The 18,792-nt window shown below is 57.8% G+C and carries 15 protein-coding genes; 11 read left to right on the top strand and 4 right to left on the bottom strand.

Features of this window, described 5'->3' with window-relative positions; translation table 11 throughout:
- Positions 1-40 precede the first annotated feature (40 nt).
- Both GIR22_RS22340 and GIR22_RS22345 read left to right on the top strand, forming a co-directional pair.
- Positions 41-1,618, top strand: coding sequence for an aldehyde dehydrogenase (NADP(+)) (locus GIR22_RS22340; RefSeq protein WP_154745443.1), 1,578 nt, complete (start codon positions 41-43; stop codon positions 1,616-1,618).
- Positions 1,619-1,765: 147 nt separating this feature from the next.
- On the top strand, positions 1,766-2,461 hold the full coding sequence (locus GIR22_RS22345) for a GntR family transcriptional regulator (protein WP_154745444.1): 696 nt from the start codon (positions 1,766-1,768) through the stop codon (positions 2,459-2,461).
- A gap of 101 nt (positions 2,462-2,562) precedes the next feature.
- Here the strand turns inward: GIR22_RS22345 and GIR22_RS22350 are convergent, their stop codons facing one another.
- The gene (locus GIR22_RS22350; RefSeq protein WP_154745445.1) at positions 2,563-3,564 is read right to left on the bottom strand and encodes a 4-hydroxyproline epimerase; all 1,002 of its coding nucleotides are present in this window, start codon (positions 3,562-3,564) and stop codon (positions 2,563-2,565) included.
- Between the two features lie 22 nt (positions 3,565-3,586).
- Positions 3,587-4,831 (bottom strand): NAD(P)/FAD-dependent oxidoreductase, encoded by a 1,245-nt coding sequence (locus GIR22_RS22355; protein ID WP_154745446.1) that lies wholly within the window; start codon positions 4,829-4,831, stop codon positions 3,587-3,589.
- A 436-nt stretch (positions 4,832-5,267) separates the two neighbouring features.
- Here GIR22_RS22355 and GIR22_RS22360 point away from each other — a divergent pair, with 436 nt between their 5' ends.
- The 5 genes from GIR22_RS22360 (at position 5,268) to GIR22_RS22380 (ending at position 9,458) form a co-directional block, all read left to right on the top strand.
- Positions 5,268-6,038: a transporter substrate-binding domain-containing protein gene (locus GIR22_RS22360; protein WP_246208465.1), complete on the top strand. Its 771-nt coding sequence runs from the start codon at positions 5,268-5,270 to the stop codon at positions 6,036-6,038.
- Between the two features lie 65 nt (positions 6,039-6,103).
- A complete protein-coding gene (locus tag GIR22_RS22365) occupies positions 6,104-6,766 on the top strand; it encodes an amino acid ABC transporter permease (RefSeq protein ID WP_154745448.1) in 663 nt (220 codons plus the stop codon).
- Between the two features lie 6 nt (positions 6,767-6,772).
- Positions 6,773-7,432 carry an amino acid ABC transporter permease gene (locus tag GIR22_RS22370; RefSeq protein WP_154745449.1) on the top strand — a complete coding sequence of 220 codons (660 nt, stop codon included), beginning with the start codon at positions 6,773-6,775 and terminating at the stop codon, positions 7,430-7,432.
- Positions 7,425-8,150 (top strand): amino acid ABC transporter ATP-binding protein, encoded by a 726-nt coding sequence (locus GIR22_RS22375; RefSeq protein ID WP_154745450.1) that lies wholly within the window; start codon positions 7,425-7,427, stop codon positions 8,148-8,150. Before GIR22_RS22370 ends, GIR22_RS22375 begins: the two co-directional genes overlap by 8 nt.
- Positions 8,151-8,252: 102 nt before the next feature.
- Positions 8,253-9,458 carry an MFS transporter gene (locus GIR22_RS22380; RefSeq protein ID WP_154745451.1) on the top strand — a complete coding sequence of 402 codons (1,206 nt, stop codon included), beginning with the start codon at positions 8,253-8,255 and terminating at the stop codon, positions 9,456-9,458.
- Here GIR22_RS22380 and GIR22_RS22385 read toward each other — a convergent pair.
- Positions 9,414-10,016, bottom strand: coding sequence for a MiaE family protein (locus GIR22_RS22385; RefSeq protein ID WP_154745452.1), 603 nt, complete (start codon positions 10,014-10,016; stop codon positions 9,414-9,416). The two genes, GIR22_RS22380 and GIR22_RS22385, sit on opposite strands and share 45 nt — an antisense overlap.
- A 149-nt stretch (positions 10,017-10,165) precedes the next feature.
- Here GIR22_RS22385 and GIR22_RS22390 point away from each other — a divergent pair, with 149 nt between their 5' ends.
- Both GIR22_RS22390 and acnB read left to right on the top strand, forming a co-directional pair.
- Positions 10,166-11,023: a universal stress protein gene (locus tag GIR22_RS22390; RefSeq protein ID WP_154745453.1), complete on the top strand. Its 858-nt coding sequence runs from the start codon at positions 10,166-10,168 to the stop codon at positions 11,021-11,023.
- 453 nt (positions 11,024-11,476) lie between these two features.
- Positions 11,477-14,077 (top strand): bifunctional aconitate hydratase 2/2-methylisocitrate dehydratase, encoded by a 2,601-nt coding sequence (acnB, locus tag GIR22_RS22395; RefSeq protein ID WP_178122419.1) that lies wholly within the window; start codon positions 11,477-11,479, stop codon positions 14,075-14,077.
- Between the two features lie 168 nt (positions 14,078-14,245).
- On the opposite strand, the gene GIR22_RS22400 is transcribed toward acnB, so the two are convergent.
- A complete protein-coding gene (locus tag GIR22_RS22400) occupies positions 14,246-15,523 on the bottom strand; it encodes a serine/threonine transporter (protein ID WP_154745455.1) in 1,278 nt (425 codons plus the stop codon).
- A 282-nt stretch (positions 15,524-15,805) separates the two neighbouring features.
- On the opposite strand from GIR22_RS22400, the gene GIR22_RS22405 reads away from it, so the two are divergent.
- Entirely contained in the window at positions 15,806-16,756 is a 951-nt protein-coding gene (locus GIR22_RS22405) for a 2-hydroxyacid dehydrogenase (RefSeq protein WP_154745456.1), read from the top strand.
- Between the two features lie 122 nt (positions 16,757-16,878).
- Positions 16,879-18,774 carry a pilus assembly protein TadG-related protein gene (locus GIR22_RS22410; RefSeq protein WP_154745457.1) on the top strand — a complete coding sequence of 632 codons (1,896 nt, stop codon included), beginning with the start codon at positions 16,879-16,881 and terminating at the stop codon, positions 18,772-18,774.
- Positions 18,775-18,792 lie beyond the last annotated feature (18 nt).

Below are 18,792 nucleotides of genomic sequence, written 5' to 3' on the forward strand. Positions count from 1 at the left end.
TGTCCATTGCGCAGCCTTTTTCCATCGAGCGAGGATCACCATGTCCATTACAGGTCAGCTCCTGATCGGGCAGTCAAGCGTTCAGGGTACGAACGCAGAAATCTGGAGCATCAACGCCGCTACCGGTGAAAAACTCCCTCCAGCATTCGCCGGCGCCACCCCAGACGACCTTGAACACGCATGCGCGTTAGCCGATGCGGCTTTTGATACCTACCGCGAAACCTCCCTGAACGATCGCGCGGTTTTTCTCGAGACTATCGCCAAGCACATCCTGGCGCTGGGTGATGAACTGATCGAACGCTGCATGACAGAAACAGGCCTGCCTCGCGGGCGAATCGAAGGTGAACGCGCACGCACTATCGGCCAGCTCTCGCTGTTTGCATCCGTTGTCCGCGATGGAGGTTTTATCGATGCCCGGATTGATTCGGCGCTCCCCCAGCGTACCCCGCTCCCTCGGGCGGATATTCGGCTTCGCAAGGTAGCAATAGGACCTGTCGCCGTATTCGGTGCCTGCAACTTCCCACTGGCATTTTCTGTCGCGGGGGGCGATACCGCCTCCGCACTCGCCGCCGGTTGCCCTGTCATCGTAAAAGCCCATTCGGCACACCCAGGCACCTCGGAACTGGTAGGCCAGGCCATCCAAAAATCCGTACGCGACTGCAACTTGCCGGCAGGCGTATTTTCCTTGATCTACGATTGCGGCCTTACGATTGGCCAGACACTTGTCGCCGATCATCGGATCAAGGCGGTGGGTTTTACCGGTTCGCGCAGCGGCGGCGTGGCGCTGATGAACATCGCAGCTGCGCGCGAGGAACCCATTCCTGTCTATGCAGAAATGAGCGCGATCAACCCGGTGGTCTTGCTTCCCCAGGCATTGACCGAGCGAGGTACCGATATTGCCAGGGACTTCATCGGCTCATTGACGTTGAGCGCAGGCCAGTTCTGTACAAACCCTGGGCTTGTGCTGGCGATCGATAGCCCTGCACTCGCAGCGTTTGAGCGTGCCGCAAGTGTTGCTATAGGCTCGGTTACGGCTGCGACCATGCTGACGCCCAGTATCCATACGAGTTACTGCGAGGGCGTCGAACGGCTCAGCTCACACCCCTCTGTGGAGCTGCTCGGCAAAGGTCAAGCCGGTGGATTGTTCCAGGGTCAGGCCGCACTGTTTGCGACCACCGCAACCGCGTTCATGGCTCACACAACATTGCGCGAAGAGGTTTTTGGCTCGTCATCATTGATTGTCCGTTGCCCAGATGAATCAACCTTGCTTGAAGTCCTGAAGTCGCTTGAGGGCCAGTTGAGCATTGCAGTACACGTCAGTAATAACGACCACCCAGCGCTTGGCAGACTGTTGCCAACACTGGAGAAAAAAGCCGGGCGCGTATTGCTCAACGGGTTTGGTACAGGCGTAGAGGTTTGCCACGCCATGGTCCACGGAGGCCCATTTCCAGCCACCTCAGACACACGAACCACAGCGGTGGGCAGCCTGGCTATCCATCGTTTTTTGCGACCCGTCACCTATCAAGACTTCCCGCAACATCTGCTCCCTCCTACACTGCAAGATCACAACTCCTACGGTATTAGCCGCCGGGTAAACGGCGTCATTCAACCCTCATGAGGGGCGCTTGGGCAGCTTGCCGTGGTGCTCTTAACGCTATGTCCGGTTGAGTAGAACTCAAGAACTGTCCTACATTTTTTTACCTGAGGTATGATCGAGCAACAAGGATCTCGAATCCTGGATCCATTCTTCAGTAAGTGCATAAAAATGAAAAAAGAACCCTCGCCGAATCTACGGATCAAAAGACAAAGCTTGCCCGAAACGCTGGCGGAGTCACTCCGGGAGCGGATCCTCAATGGCGAGTTCAAAGAAGGTGAATCGCTGATCCAGGAGGCGATCGCCACTGAATACGGCGTCAGTCGAATGCCTGTGCGCGAGGCTTTCAAGGAGTTGGAGGCCTCGGGACTGATCTCTACCCAGATTCATAAAGGCTCAGTCGTCAAATCTATCCCCCTGGAACAAATTGAGGAACTGTTTGAGCTGCGGGCGCTGCTGGAGTCAGAGTTGCTGGAGCGCTCTCTTGCAAAAATGACAGAGGAGCATTTCGCGGTCACCAAGCAGTTGCTTCCGCAGCTCGAAGCCGCCTACATGAACGATGACATCGCTCAATGGGGCAAGCTCAACTGGGCATTTCATCACAGCTTGTATGCAGCAGCTGAGCGCGTTCAAACCCTGGCGATTGTTCAGGGGATCAACGTCCAGACTGATCGCTATATACGTTTGCAACTACTGTTGACCGCTGGAAAAAAAGAAGCCGAAGTGGATCACCGGGAACTGTTGCGCTTGTGTGAGCAAGGTGATGTCAAAAAAGCTGTCCAGTTCCTGCGTAAACACATTCAACGGGCTGGCTCTGACCTGATAAGACTGCTCAAGAAAAAACGCACCAAAGAGACCATGGCTTGAGTTGTCATTGACAACGCCTCTGGCTGTGAAAGGCTCAACATGCTCAGAAAGCCCTGGAAGCTCAAGCTTCCGGGGCTTTTTTATCGCGACTCGAGCTCGGCTTAGGCAAGCTGAAAACCGTGTGCCAATGGATCGCGATCATCCACGAAAATAGTGTTATGCCCGATCACCTGCGCCCACCCGGCGACGCTCGGCATAATGGCGGCGAAGCTACCGACCTCAGTCGCGGACTCAACCCTGCAATCAAATAGCGTTCCGATAATGCTCTCATGAATGAATTCGTCGCCGACCTTCAAGCGATTCCTGGCCACCAACTGGGCCATACGCGCGCTGGAGCCGGTGCCGCAGGGTGAGCGGTCGATTGCCTTCTCTGCGTAGAACACCGCGTTACGCGCATGAGCGCGAGGGTGCTTCGGTTTGTCACACCACATTACATGGCTGACTCCATGGATGCGGCCGTCTTCGGGATGGACCGGCGCCAGTGCCTCTTGGGCTGCCTGACGCACCAAGGGGCTCAACCGGACGATATCGCGCACCGACATCGAGTCCAGGCCTGACCAGGCCGCCTGGGGCTCGATAATGACGTAGTAGTTACCCCCATAGGAAAGATCGACGGTCAACTTGCCGAAGGTGGGAACGTCGAGCTCTACCTCTGCGGCGTGGAGATAGCTGGCAACATTGAACAAGCGCACCTGTTCCACCTGTGCGCCATGTTTCTGGTACTCAATAGCAACACGCCCCGCCGGAGTCTCGATTGCCAGCTTGCCTTCGACAGCAGGAACAACCAGCCCTGTTTCCAACGCTACGGTCACCGTGCCGATTGTGCCGTGACCACACATTGGCAAGCATCCACTGACCTCGATAAACAGCACGCCAATGTCACAATCATTGCGCGATGAAGGGTAAAGGATTGTTCCCGACATCACATCGTGGCCACGCGGCTCGAACATCAAGGCCCGACGAACCCAGTCGTGATCGCGCTGAAAAATCTCACGTTTTTCGGCCATAGAGACATTGGGCAATAAAGGCCCTCCCGCTGTAACGACACGCACCGGGTTGCCGCATGTGTGAGCGTCGACGCAAAAAAAAGTATGGCGAGGCATGGGAAAACTCTCTTGTTGTTGGTTAGTTGAAGCGGCTGATCGCATACGGGCGTAGATCAATCAACGGCGGCTTGCCCAGGGCTATATCGCTTGCCAAGCGACCCGTTGTTGCGCCTTGCGTCAGGCCAAGATGGCCATGGCCAAATGCGTAGATAACGCTGGGGTTATGTGTTGATCGCCCAATCACCGGAAGGCTATCCGGCGTTGCCGGGCGATGCCCTGCCCAGAACGTCCCGCCTTCAGTTTTCAAGGCTGGAAGATAGAGAGCGGCAAGCTGGGTTAACGCTTGCGAACGCTTGAAGTTCGCAGCTGCATGCAGCCCGCCGAATTCAGCCGCGCCACCGATCCGCAAGCCACAGCTCAGCGGCGCGGCCACAAAATGGCGTTCGGCAAAAATGATCTCCCTGGACAGCTTCACACCCGGGTCCGCAATAGTGGTGTTGTAACCACGCTCACTCTCCAGCAATACCTTGTCACCCACACCTCGAGCCAGGATTCCAGACCACGCACCGGCGGCTACAACCGCTTTATCGGCCAATACCTGATGGCCGTGGCTGAGCCCCAGGGCTACTGACCCATTGCCAATGCCGGGCTGGATACTTGAAACCTCGCCGACCAGGATGCGCAGCCCACGGGCGACTAAAGACTCGCGCAGTTTATCCACCAGCACTTTAGGGTCATTGACGTGCGACCACTGAGGCGTGAAAACCCCTCGAGAGATGGACTCACCCAGTGCGGGTTCCATCTCGCGTGTTTCGCTGCCACTCAATACGCGCACCTCAATGCCAAGGGAGCGCTTGAGATCCCACTGCCCCGCTTCTTTCTTGAATGCCTCTTCGTGTTCATAAACCGTCAGGGCACCTCGCTGGTGAAGCTCTCCCATCAAGCCATTTTCCGCGAGCAACGGCAGGAGATCTTCGTAGACCCGGCCATTCAGCGCAGCCAGCGCTGCGGCTATGCGCTTGACCTCGGCGGCACTGCCTGCTTTCGAGAAACGTAAAAACCAGGGGATCAGTTTGGGCGCGTGGGCCGGCCGTATTGCCAAGGGCCCCAACGGATCAAGCAACCAACCCGGCACCTTGAAAAACAGACCCGGCACCGAGGCCGGGATCACTTCCGTCACCGCGATGCCGCCGGCGTTACCGAACGACGCTTTATCACCTGCCGGGTCGCGGTCAATGAGCGTGACCTCTGCCCCTTCCCGCAGCAGATGGTGTGCAGTTGATAGCCCGACGATACCTGCTCCGATGACGATAACGTGCCTCATGAACTACACCCCTTTCAGCTGGTAGACGGTCACTCAAGCAGCGATCCAATGTTAAACAATACGCCACATATTCACTCGTGTAGATTGGATACAGTAGACAAAATTGTCAATTCCCTGGTGAAACCATAGGGTGATTGAGATATGGATTAATCAGATACATTTTTTCTAATCCCAATATAACTCTGATTTATATGAATATTTTTACAAAAAACTACCGACATCGCTCAAATCCTGGCGCCATATCTAAATGACACCTCTTCTACCATCATTAAACATTGAGTATATTTTCAGTTGAAAAACATTGTAGATTGGATACAGTAGGCACCGGTTCAGCACCATAAAAAAATCAAATGCCAACCACATCGGGGTACATCCCATGACCATTACAAGATATGTAAATGCTTCCGTTCTAGCTGCCTGCGTGGCGACGGCATCCATGGCTTCAGTTGCTGCGGACTCGACCCTGGATAAAGTCATTTCGTCAAAGACCCTGCGTTGCGGCGTCCAACTCGACTACCCGCCGGCAGGTTTTCGCAACCAGGCCAATGAACCGGACGGCTATGACGTCCAGTACTGCAAGGACATGGCCAAAGCCCTCGGGGTAACGCCCAAGATCGTTGAAACCCCTTCTTCCGAGCGCATCCCCGCCCTGGTCTCAAATCGTATTGACGTACTGATTGCCTCTGCGTCAATTTCGCCCCAGCGGGCGATGTCCGTCAGTTTTTCGCAGCCTTACGTGAACTACACCAACGTAGTCCTGACCCGCAAGGACGCCAGGATTGAAGCGTTTCAAGACTTGAAAGGACGCAACATCGGTGGTGTGACAGGCACCACGACCGAGCAAGAGCTGCAAGTACTGCGCAAGGGCTGGAATGACACCAGCGGCAGCTACACCGGTTTTGGCAGCGAAGCTGAAAGCTATCTGGCGCTGACTCAGGGCAAGATAGATGGCGTCATCATCGGTAACGCCTCTGCCGCCGCGCTCGTTCAGAGCGGGCAATTCCCCACCCTCGTAATAAAAGGTGTCGCCCCTACTCCTCCCGACCTGTGCGGTATTGCCGTGCGCAAAGCAGACACACAGATGCTTGATTGGGTGAAAACGTTTGTCTGGACGCAAGTGAAGAACGGTCGCTACCAGGAACTATATGCACAGTATTTCGGTGACGGTGAAGCCCCTTCACTCGCCGTTTCCGGCGTGGATTACTAATCACCGCCTGGGTGCCGGGTCACCCGCACGGGTAACCCGCGCACCTTCCACCTGGAGCCTGCGACATGTTCGGATATACGTTTTATTGGTCAGTGGTTTGGGAGAAGCTTCCCGAGCTTATCGAAGGTGCAAAAGCAACACTTGCCTTGACGGTTCTTTCGATGATCATCGGCACGCTGATCGCCCTTGCACTCACGTTGCTGCGGCGCCAGGAAAAAGGCATGGGCTATGCCTTCGCCACCTCCTGGGTCGAAGTTGCCCGGAACACCCCCGCGCTGTTCCAGATCTACATGATTTATTTTGGGCTGGGCGCCATAGGGCTGCACTTTTCCAGCTACGTAGCAATGCTGCTGGCGCTCTCATTCAACAATGCAGGCTATCTGGCTGAAATTTTCCGTGGTGGCCTGCAGACAATTCCAAAGCAACAACACACGGCTGCACGATCACTGGGCATTTCTTCATTCAATACCTACACGCACGTGGTTTTCCCGCAGCTCTTCAAGGTTGTCTACTTCCCCTATGTCAACCAGCTCAATTGGGCACTGCTCAATAGTTCGCTGGGGATGATCATCGGCCTGCGCGAACTGACTGGCGCGACACAAGCGGCCCAGTCGGAGTCCTTCAGAACGTTCGAATTCTTCATCATCGCCGCGCTGATGTACTACCTCATGTCGAAAATCATCGAAAGCGGCGCCCGACTCACCTTCTGGCGCGTGTTCAAGGGGTAAGCCTTCATGCAATTTCAACTGTCTTATTCAAGCTTGCAGTGGAGCGATATTCCGTTTGTGCTCACGGGTATCTGGCACACCCTTCTGCTGAGCGTCCTGGCGACATTTTTCGGCACCTTGATCGGCATACTGGTGGGATGGCTTCGAGAAAATTCAGTGGCTGCCCGAGTGGGCCTTGGACCTTTTGTCAATGTCACGCGCAGCATTCCACTGATCATCCAGTTCATCCTGGTCAATAGTTTCTTCGCAATGGCCGGCTTCGCCATGAGCCCATTACTCATCGGCGTGATCGTTCTCAGCGTCTATATGGGAATGCTGACATCGGAGCTGGTGCGCTCAGGCTTGCAATCAATCCGGCCACAACTGAAGAAGGCCGGCAGGTCACTCGGATTGAGTTACTGGCAAGAGCTTTTCCATGTATCGGCGCCGTTGGCCTTTCGCAGCCTGTTTCCCGGCTGGATTGGCACGGTCATAGGCCTCACCAAAGACACGGCCCTGGTCAGCGTGGTGGGCTATGTAGAGCTCCTGAGGGCCTCGCAAATCCTGATCAACCGTTCAAACGAGGCGCTCCTGGTGTTGGCTGGCACAGGACTGTTTTACTTCGTGATTTGCTACCCCATCTCCCGCTACAGCCAGCGCCTGGAAAAGGTAATGCAGCATGATTGAGATCAAGAACCTTCGTAAAAGCTATGGCCGCCTGGAAGTCATCAAAGGCATCAACCTGAAGATCGAGAAGGGTGAAGTGTTTTGCTTGATTGGTGGCAGCGGATCGGGGAAATCCACCTTGTTGCAGTGTATCAATGGCCTGGAGCCGATCCAGGCCGGTAACATCATTGTTGACGGCATAAACGTGCACGCCAAAGAAACCGACTTGAATAAACTCCGCCAGAAACTCGGCATCGTATTCCAGCAATACAATGCGTTCCCGCACCTTACAGCGCTTGAGAATGTGGCGCTGGCTCCGCGCCTGGTGAAGAAAATCCCCAAGGCTCAAGCCCTGCAACTGGCCATTGAGCATCTTGAGTTCGTTGGGCTGGGCGAGCGGGCGAACATGCGTCCTGCGAGCCTTTCCGGAGGCCAGCAGCAGCGACTGGCGATTGCTCGCGCCTTGGCGATGAAACCTGACTACATGCTATTTGACGAGATAACTTCGGCCCTCGACCCTGAACTGGTAGGAGAGGTGCTGGACACCATTCGCAAACTCAAGGCATCAGGCATGACTATCATCATGGTGACTCATGACATCGCCTTCGCCCGTGAGTCGGCAGACAAGATCGCTTTTTTTGACAGCGGCTTGATCTGCGAAGTCGGTGATGCGCGCCAAGTGGTCAATGAACCCCGGGAGGAACGCACCCGTCAGTTCCTGGAGCGCGTCTTGCACTAGTGCGCGCAGCCACCCTCCAAGCCGGCTTCCGACGCAGCTTGATGTTTTCAAGTGCTTCTCACAAACAGCCTGCAGTCTTTAACTGCCATTACAGGACGCTGTATGCGCAAGGATTACCTGGCTTTCTTCATATCGCTGTTTCTGTCCCGGCTGGCCGACCAGATTCTGTTATTCATGGTGCCGCTGATCGTATTCCAGACCACCCATAGCGTGTCTTGGGCCGGGCTGGCGTTCTTCGTCGAATCGTTGCCGCGTTTCCTGGCCTTCCCGGTCTGCGGGGCACTGTGTGACAAGTTTTCGCCGGTGCGCATCCTGCACATCAGCCAGGTTTACCGGGCGCTGGCCTGTGTGGTGGCGGTGGTGTTGTACGGGATGTTTGAAGGCATCTACTGGATTGTCATCCTGTCGGCGCTATGCGGAGTGCTCACCACCCTGGGCATCATGGCCCGGGAAGTGGTGATGCCACATATCTTCAAGCATTACACCTATGCCAAAACCCTGTCCTACTCGCAAATTGCCGACCAGACGGGGTTGGTACTGGGCCCGCTGGTAGCGGCACTGATGCTGGAGATCTGGGCCTGGCACTGGGTGCTGCTGGGGATTGCCGGGCTATTCCTGCTGGCGGACCTGGCGATGCTGTTCTGGCAACGCCGCACGACGGTCGGCCTGGAAAGCTTTGAGCAACACCAGGACATCTGGCTGCAACCCCTGCGCATCGCCTTCGGGCATATCCGCAACCTGGCGGAACTGAAAAAGATCATCGCCCTGGCGGCCGGCGTGAACTTGATCATCGGTGTCACCCTGGCGACTTCGGCGGCCATGGTCATCGGCCAATATGCCGCCGGCAAGGACACCTACGCCGGGCTGCAGGCAGCGGGGGCGGTAGTGACTATCGCCATTCTGTTCTACCTGGCGCGGGCTACCCTGCCATTGAAAATGCTCGGCGGGCTTTCCTGTTCGATGATTGCCGTGGGGGCGCTGATCACCGCGATCAGCCCCAACCTCTGGGGTTATACCCTGGGGTTCTTGCTGATTACCGGGTTTGACAAGATGTTCAACGTGTATATGCGCAGCATTCGCCAACGGATCATTCCGGCACGAGACTTTGGCAAGACCGTGGGGGTGATGACCCTGCTCAACAATATCTCCCAGCCCTTGGCCGGCTTGCTGATTGCACTGTTGGCGGCGCCGCTGGGAACCCAGACGGTCATCCTGCTACTGGCCGGGATGACCCTCTTGATAGGTGGGGTGGTCTACGTTACTTCAGGCCGGCACGCCGCTGTGAAAACGGAACTCGACGTCCGGTGACTCGATCAGATCCTGCTCGGCAACGCGCACCCGCTCAATGACCTGGGCAATGTCCTTGGCGTCACCGTACTGGTACGCCAGTTTCAGATAACCCTGGAAATGCCGCGCTTCGCTTTTCAACAGGCCGAAGTAGAACTTGCCGAGTTCTTCGTCCAAATGCGGCACCAGCGCTTCGAAACGCTCGCAACTGCGGGCTTCGATAAAGGCACCGACCACCAGGGTATCCACTAGTTTGACCGGCTCGTGACTGCGCACGACTTTGCGCAAACCGGAGGCATAACGCCCGGCATGCAGTTGGCGCAGTTCGACCTTGCGCTTTTTCATCAGGCGCATGACTTGTTCGTGGTGCACCAACTCTTCCCGGGCCAGGCGCGACATCATATTGATCAGATCGACGTGGCCGTGGTACTTGGCCATCAGGCTCAGAGCGGTGCTGGCGGCTTTGAATTCGCAGTTCTTGTGGTCGATCAGCAGGGTGTCCTGATCGGCCAGCGCAGCCTGGACCCAGGCATCAGGGGTGCGGCAACCGAGGAATTCATGGATTTCTGGCAGGTTCATCGGGCTCACGGGCAAATGGATCACAAAGGGGCGCCGATTATACCGACCGCGCCGCAGACCACCAGTCACGGACTTTGATACACATCAACATGACGGATGCCGGGCAGCAACTATAGTTGTTCCAGGCCTTTTTCCTGGAGATCCCGACCATGCAAGCCATCCGTAGCATTCTGGTGGTTATCGAACCCGCGCATTCGGAAAGCCTGGCCCTCAGGCGCGCCAAGCTGATCGCCGGGGTGACCGGCGCGCACCTGCACTTGCTGGTGTGCGACCGTAAACATGACCATGGCGCAATGCTGAGCCTGCTCAAGGAGAGGTTGCTGGTGGACGGCTATAGCGTCACCACCGAGCAGGCATGGAGCGACAGCCTGCATGAAACCATCATCATCGTGCAGCAGGCCGAAGGCTGTGGCCTGGTCATCAAGCAACATTTTCCCGACAGCTCGCTGAAAAAGGCCCTGCTGACCCCGGCTGACTGGAAACTGTTGCGCTACTGTCCGTCCCCGGTGCTACTGGTCAAGACCGCCACGCCTTGGGTTGGCGGTGTCATTCTGGCGGCCATCGACGTGGGCAATACCGACAGCGAACACCGCTCCCTGCACAACGCCATCGTCGACCACGGCTTCGACATCGCCCGCCTGGCCAAGGCCCAGTTGCATGTGATCAGCGCCCACCCCTCGCCCATGCTGTCGGCGCAAGACCCAGTGCTCCAACTCACGGAAACCATCGAAGCCCGTTATCGCGAACAGTGCAAAGCATTCCAGGCCGAATTCGATATTGATGACTTCCATCTGCACATCGAAGAAGGCCCGGCGGACGTGCTGATCCCTCACGCGGCGCATAAATGGCAAGCGGCGGTGACGATTATTGGCACGGTGGCGCGCACAGGGATTTCCGGGGCATTGATTGGCAATACGGCAGAAGTAGTGCTGGATGCGGTGGAGAGTGATGTGCTGGTGCTCAAGCCGCAGGCGTTGATGGACCACCTGGAAGAGCTCGTCTTATAGCCAGGGGCCAGGCTACAGGCCCGGCGCAGAGGGTTTTGAGGGTCTGGCTGGGCATGGGCGGCAGCTCATCAATCAGTAAAACAACGGCCCATGTTAGCCCTTTGTCTAACCTTCACACCTGCGCAAACTTGGCGCAGCAACTTACCTTTAGGCATTTTTTGCCGTAGAATCACCCGGCCTTGTAAGGCGCCAATAATCCGCTGGAAGCTGTTTTCAAAGCGTCACGAGCACAGTCGTTCCTTCAGAACGGTGTTGGCGATGGTTATTTACCCGGTAGGTGAATGACCAGCGCCAACCCTCATCAGCTCCGTTCTGCAGGCGTAAAACTTTGAAAGCAGCTTCTGTGAGAAATGCCGGCAGCGCTGGCTTTGTGGCCCAAAAAGCCCCCGAGCGCATGCGTGCCGTGCATATCTGGATGAGCGTCCCGTGGGACCACTGATGAGGGTAATAACTGTGCTTGAAGCCTACCGCAAACATATCGAAGAGCGTGCAGCCCTGGGTATCGTTCCCCAGCCGCTTAACGCCGAACAAACCGCAGGCCTGGTCGAGCTGCTGAAAAATCCCCCGGCTGGCGAAGAAGCTTTCCTCGTTGACCTGATCACCAACCGCATCCCACCAGGCGTTGACGAAGCTGCCTACGTCAAGGCCGGTTTCCTGTCTGCCCTGGCCAAGGGCGAAGCTTCTTCCCCCCTGATCGACAAGAAACGCGCCGTTGAACTGCTTGGCACCATGCAAGGCGGCTACAACATCGTGACCCTGGTTGATCTGCTGGACGACGCGACCCTGGCACCGGTTGCCGCGGAGCAGCTCAAGCACACCCTGTTGATGTTCGATGCGTTCCACGATGTCGCGGAAAAAGCCAAGAACGGCAACGAATACGCCAAGGCCGTGATCCAGTCATGGGCCGACGGCGAGTGGTTCAAGAACCGCCCAGTCCTGGCTGACAAGATCAGCCTGCGGGTGTTCAAGGTCACCGGCGAAACCAATACCGACGACCTGTCCCCTGCCCCGGATGCCTGGTCCCGTCCTGACATCCCGCTGCACGCCCTGGCCATGCTGAAAATGGCCCGTGAAGGCATCGTGCCGGACGCCCAGGGCGTCACCGGCCCGATGAAGCAGATCGAAGAAATGCGCGGCCAAGACTTCCCGATCGCCTACGTCGGTGACGTGGTAGGTACCGGTTCGTCCCGCAAATCCGCGACCAACTCGGTATTGTGGTTCTTCGGCGACGACGTGCCCTTTGTTCCGAACAAGCGCAATGGCGGTTTCTGCTTCGGCAGCAAGATCGCCCCGATCTTCTACAACACCATGGAAGACGCCGGCGCACTGCCAATCGAATTCGACGTCACCAACATGCACATGGGCGACGTGATCGACCTGTACCCGCATGCTGGCAAAGTCTGCAAGCACGGCACTGACGAAGTCCTGACCACCTTCGAAATGAAGACCCCGGTGCTGTTGGACGAAGTCCGTGCCGGCGGTCGTATCCCGCTGATCATCGGCCGTGGCCTGACCGAGAAGGCGCGTACCGAGCTGGGCCTGCCACCTTCGACCCTGTTCAAGCTGCCGGAAGCCCCGGCTGAAAGCACCAAGGGCTACACCCTGGCGCAGAAAATGGTCGGCAAGGCCTGTGGCGTGGCAGGCGTTCGTCCAGGCACCTACTGCGAACCGAAGATGACCACCGTCGGCTCCCAGGACACCACCGGTCCCATGACCCGTGATGAACTGAAAGACCTGGCGTGCCTGGGCTTCTCCACCGATCTGGTAATGCAGTCCTTCTGCCACACCGCGGCCTATCCAAAGCCGATTGACGTGACCACCCACCACACCCTGCCCGACTTCATCATGACCCGTGGCGGCGTGTCCCTGCGTCCGGGCGACGGCATCATCCACAGCTGGCTGAACCGTATGCTGCTGCCGGACACCGTCGGCACCGGTGGTGACTCCCACACCCGCTTCCCGATGGGCATCTCGTTCCCGGCCGGTTCCGGCCTGGTAGCATTTGCCGCCGCCACTGGCGTCATGCCACTGGACATGCCGGAATCGATCCTGGTGCGTTTCAAAGGCAAAATGCAGCCTGGCATCACCCTGCGTGACCTGGTGCATGCCATTCCTTACTACGCGATCCAGAAAGGCCTGTTGACCGTAGAGAAGAAAGGCAAGAAAAACGCCTTCTCCGGCCGCATCCTGGAAATCGAAGGCCTGGACGACTTGAGCATCGAGCAGGCTTTCGAGCTGTCCGACGCCTCGGCCGAGCGCTCGGCTGCCGGTTGCACCATCAAGCTGTCGAAAGAGTCCATCACCGAGTACCTGAACTCCAACATCACCCTGCTGCGCTGGATGATCGGCGAAGGCTACGGCGATGCCCGCACCCTGGAACGTCGCGCCCAAGCGATGGAAGCCTGGGTTGCCAACCCGGAGTTGATGGTGGCCGATGCCGACGCCGAATACGCCGAAGTCATCGAGATCGACCTGGCCGATATCAATGAGCCTGTGCTCTGCGCGCCAAACGACCCGGACGACGCCCGCCTGCTCTCCAGCGTTGCTGGCGAGAAGATCGACGAAGTGTTCATCGGTTCGTGCATGACCAACATCGGTCACTTCCGCGCTGCCGGTAAGTTACTGGATCAGGTCAAGGGTCAACTGCCTACCCGTCTGTGGCTGTCGCCGCCGACCAAGATGGACGCTCACCAACTGACCGAAGAAGGCTACTACGGCATCTACGGCAAGGCTGGCGCGCGCATGGAAATGCCGGGCTGCTCGCTGTGCATGGGTAACCAGGCACGTGTAGAGCCGAACTCCACCGTGGTGTCGACCTCAACCCGTAACTTCCCGAACCGCCTGGGTGACGGCGCGAACGTCTACCTGGCTTCGGCTGAGCTGGCGTCGGTGGCCTCCATCCTGGGTCGCCTGCCGACCGTCGAGGAGTACATGGAGTACGCCGCGAAGATCAACACCATGGCCAGCGATGTATATCGCTACCTGAGTTTTGACCAGATCGCCGAGTTCCGTGAAAGCGCTGCAAACGCCAACATCCCGGTGCTTCAAGCCTAAGGTGTGTTGATATAGAAAACGCCGCGTATCACACGATACGCGGCGTTTTTTTATGCCTGAAGAAAGGCCCGGATGATCGCAGGACTTGAACCTTGCATCGCCAGCTGGACGCAGAGCGTCCGGGGCGGCATTCCCACGCGGAGCGTGGGAACGATCGGCATCCCGAACTTAGGCTACAAACGAATACACCAGCGCCGTAATCGCCACCAGGCCAACCGCTGTGACAAACACATTCGATGCCAGGCCACGGTACTTGGCCATGGCCGGTACCTTGCGAATGGCGTACATCGGCATCAGGAACAGGATCGAGGCGATGATCGGCCCGCCCAGGGTCTCGATCATCCCCAGTATGCTTGGGTTGAGCGTGGCGACGATCCAGCACACCACCAGCATGAAGGCCGCGGTCATGCGGTCCAGGGCCCTGGAGCTCGGGCGGCGCCCACTCTTGACGACCAGGCCCTTGAGGCCTTCACTGGCACCGATGTAGTGCCCCAGGAATGACTTGGCAATCGCCACGAATGCAATCAACGGCGCGGCAAAGGCGATGGTCGGGTTACTGAAATGGTTGGCCAGGTAGGACAGGATCGACAGATTCTGCGCCTTGGCTTGCGCCAACTGCGCCGGCGACAGGGTCAGCACGCAGCTGAAGACAAAGAACAGCACCATCGCCACCATCAGCAGGTGGGCGCGGGACAGGATCTGCGAACTGCGCTCCTCGGCGTGTTCGCCATGACGACGTTTCTGGTCAACGGCAAAGGCCGAAATGATCGGCGAATGGTTGAACGAGAACACCATCACTGGAATGGCCAGCCACAGCGTATGCAGCAGGGCCGAAGGTGCCGGTAGCGTGCTGGCGGTGCTGAGGATGCCGCCGTTCCAGTGGGGAATCAGGAATACCGCCAGGAACAGCAGGGCCACGATAAACGGATAAACCATCAGGCTCATGGCCCTGATGATCACCTGTTCGCCGCAACGCACCACGGCCAACAGGCCGAGGATCAGCACAAACGACAGAATCGCCCGTGGTGGTGGCGCGATGTGCAACTGGTGCTCAAGGAAGCTGCCGACGGTATTGGTCAGGGCGACGCTGTAGATCAACAGGATCGGGAAAATCGCCAAGAAATACAGCAAGGTAATCAGCGCACCGGCCTTGATCCCGAAGTGTTCTTCAACCACTTCGGTGATATCCGAACCTTTGCGTCCCGATAGCACAAAGCGGGTCAGGCCACGGTGTGCATAGAACGTCATCGGGAAAGCCAGCAGTGCGAGGATCAGCAGCGGCCAGAAACCGCCCAGGCCAGCGTTGATCGGCAGAAACAAGGTACCGGCGCCGATGGCCGTGCCAAACAGGCCGAGCATCCAAGTGGTGTCCTGGCGGCTCCAGCGTGTGAGGGTTGCAGGTGTCATTGCGTAGCGTTCGTCGACGCTATTGACCTGGTCATTCATCCGGTCGGATCTCCGCATTCCGGTTCATTGCCACACAGTGGGGGCTAGCCGGAAAAACCCGACAGGCAGCGCCCTCACCGAAACAGGGGCGCGATTGTCCGGGATTCACTCGAATAAGCAAAGACTTAGCTGAGCAACGGTCTTCAGCAAGAGCCGTCCCGTCGACGCACGCGGGAAGACAATTACCCTGCACGTGTCAGTTTTTTATTCGGCAGACGCAGGCTTCAGGCCGAAGAAATATCGCATACTGCTTCCATCAAAGCCGTCAAGAAGAGCCCCCGAATGCCCATCACTGTTCTGGTCCTGGTTGAAACCATCAATGACTATCTGCCACTGATCGAAGGCAATGGTTTTCACGTAATCCTGGCGCCAACGCCAGCCGAACGTGCGCAAACGATCAAGTCCCACGGTGGGCAAATCCAGGCGGTGTTGACCCGTGGGCCGCTGGGGCTGCATGCCGAGGAAATCGCCGCCCTGCCGTTGCTCAAGATTATTTGTGTGATTGGCGCCGGCTACGAACATGTGGACCTGCAGGCCGCCAGCAATCGCGGGATCGTGGTGACCAATGGCGCCGGGGTAAATGCACCATCGGTGGCCGATCACGCCATGGCGCTGTTGTTGTCGCTGGTACGGGATATTCCTCGGGCAGATGCAGCAGTGCGGCGCAGCGAATGGCCCAAGGCCATGCGCCCGTCCCTGTCCGGTAAACAGTTGGGCATTCTCGGGTTGGGTGCGGTGGGCATGGAGATCGCCAAGCGCGCCGCCCTGGGCTTCGGCATGGAAGTCAGCTATCACAGCCGCCAAGCCCGGGATGACGTGAGCTACACCTACTGCTCTACACCCGTGGAGTTGGCGCGGGCCTCGGACTTCCTGATCCTGGCCACGCCCGGCGGCATCGGCACGCGGCATTTGATCGACCGCCAGGCCCTGGATGCCTTGGGGCCTAACGGCTTTTTGGTGAACATCGCCCGAGGCAGCGTAGTGGTCACCGCCGACCTGATTACCGCCCTGGAGCAGCGGCGCATTGGCGGCGCGGCGCTGGATGTATTCGATGATGAACCCAATGTGCCGGACGCCCTCAAGCACCTGAGCAATACCGTGCTCACGCCCCATGTCGCCGGCCTGTCGCCGGAAGCAACCCATGACACGGTACAGCGGGTGGCCGACAACCTGCTGGAGTACTTTGCCGGCCGCCCCGTCCTGACTCCGGTGAGCTTGCCGCCGCCAAACTGAAACAATTGGGAAATTATCGTCGCGACAAACAATAGCTTATAGCCAGCAACTTGCCAGATCCTGACTACACTGCTTGCGGTGAGTATCAAGCCGCCGCTGCAGCACTGACGAAGGAACGTAATATGTCTCGCCATGGATCCGGCCCGGCCCGCCAGCGCGGAGCGATTGGGCTGATGGGCGCGCTAACTCTTAGCCTCGCCCTATTGTTGTTGTTGCTGGTGCTCGATAGCGGTCGGTTGTACCTGGAAAAGCGCAAGTTGCAGCGGGTGGCTGACACTGCCGCACTGGAAGTCGTGAGCCGTGGAGGAAACTGCGCCGTGCCGGCCAATAACGCCGTGGCGTTTGCCCGTGAAAGCGCCGCGCGTAACAGTTTCACCCTCAACGATAACCGCTCCCTGGCCGTCGCCTGCGGCACATTGACCACCGGTACCAACTTTGTGCGCACCTTCAGCGCCGATCCGCTCAAGGCTGATGCGATTCAGGTGACTGCCCGGCATCAGGTTCTCACCAGCATCGCCGGGGGCATCCTCGCCTTGTTCTCGACAGGCCGCGTCGACCTGATGACGCCGCTGGTCGCCACCGCCGTGGCTGCCGTGCCGTTACAGTCAATGGCCTCACTGACGACCCGTAGCACCTTGCTGACGGTAGACAGCAGCAAGTCCGAGATACTCAATGGCCTGATCGGTGGATTACTGGGCGGCAAGTTGAAGCTTGACGCTGTCGGCTGGCAGGGTTTGCTCGACACCGACATCAGCCTGCTCAGCTACCTCGACGCCCTGGCCATTGAACTGCACGTCAGTGCCGGCAACTACGACGCACTGCTCAGCACCGACGCCACCGTCGGCCAATTGATCCAGGCCGCCATCGATGTGCTGCAACGAGGTGGCGAAGGCGTCAAGGTCATCATCAATGACCTGGAAGCGATCAAGCTGATTGCCGCCGGCACCGAGATCCTCCACCTCAAGGACTTGCTGTCCCTCCAGACCGGTCTCGACAAGGCAGCGCTGGACCTCAATCTGAAACTGTTCGATCTGATCCAGGGCTTTGTGCAACTGTCGAACAAAGAAAGTGCGGTGGCGGCGGAATTGCCGGTAAACGTGCTGGGATTGTTGGGCGTCACGGTCAAGACCAAGATCATCGAGCCTGCGCAGTTGTCTACCATCGGCAACCCGAAACTGATCGAGACTCAGCCCATCTTCGTGCGAACGGCCCAAGTCAGGACCTTGGTTTCGGTAAAGTTGCCGATCGTCACAGTGGTAAACGATGTCTTAGCCGGCCTGGTAAAGGTAGTAAATGGTGTACTGAGCGGCCTTCTAGGCATTTTCGATCCCAATTGTTGTCTGGTCAGCGACCTGGCCATCGGAGACCAGCTCGACATTGCCCTGGAAGCGGCCAGCGGCAGCGGTTCTGTCACCGGTTACAGCTGCAACAGCAGCAAAGACAAGTCGTTGACCGTGAAAGGTACAACCTCGGCGGTACGCTTGTTGGTCGGCAAGGTGGATCCGGCCAATTTGTTCTCATCGTCAAAAGAACTCAAGGTCAACGAGTACGGGCTCGTGGATCTGGGCACCCAAACCTGCAACCCCGGCACCACCAACTGTACCCCGCGGGAAGCCTTTGGGGCTGGCGGATTGGGCATCCGAATCTACAGCGAGGTCGCCAAAACCGAGCGCGACCACACCTTCATCAACCCGCCCGCCGTCAACCAACCGCCTGACTATTATCCATTCTCCGCCAGTGATGTGCTTGGCAGCCTGAAAGGCACACTCACGGGCATCCAGTTGATTGAACACACCCCGAAAATAGCCAGCCTGCTGGGTGCGGTACTGAGCCTTGTCACTGGACTGCTCAACGGTTTGCTGTCGACGCTGGGTGGTGTGATCTCCGGCGTACTGGCACCGCTGCTCGACCCTATCGTCAACAACCTCCTCGCCGGCCTGGGCATCGACCTGGCAAAAGTCGAAATCAGTGCCCACCTGTCCTGCAGCCCCGGTGGTCGTGCGCAGTTGGTGATCTGACTCATCCGGCACATCAGG

This window comes from Pseudomonas karstica (assembly GCF_009707515.1).
Taxonomy (GTDB): Bacteria; Pseudomonadota; Gammaproteobacteria; order Pseudomonadales; family Pseudomonadaceae; genus Aquipseudomonas; species Aquipseudomonas karstica.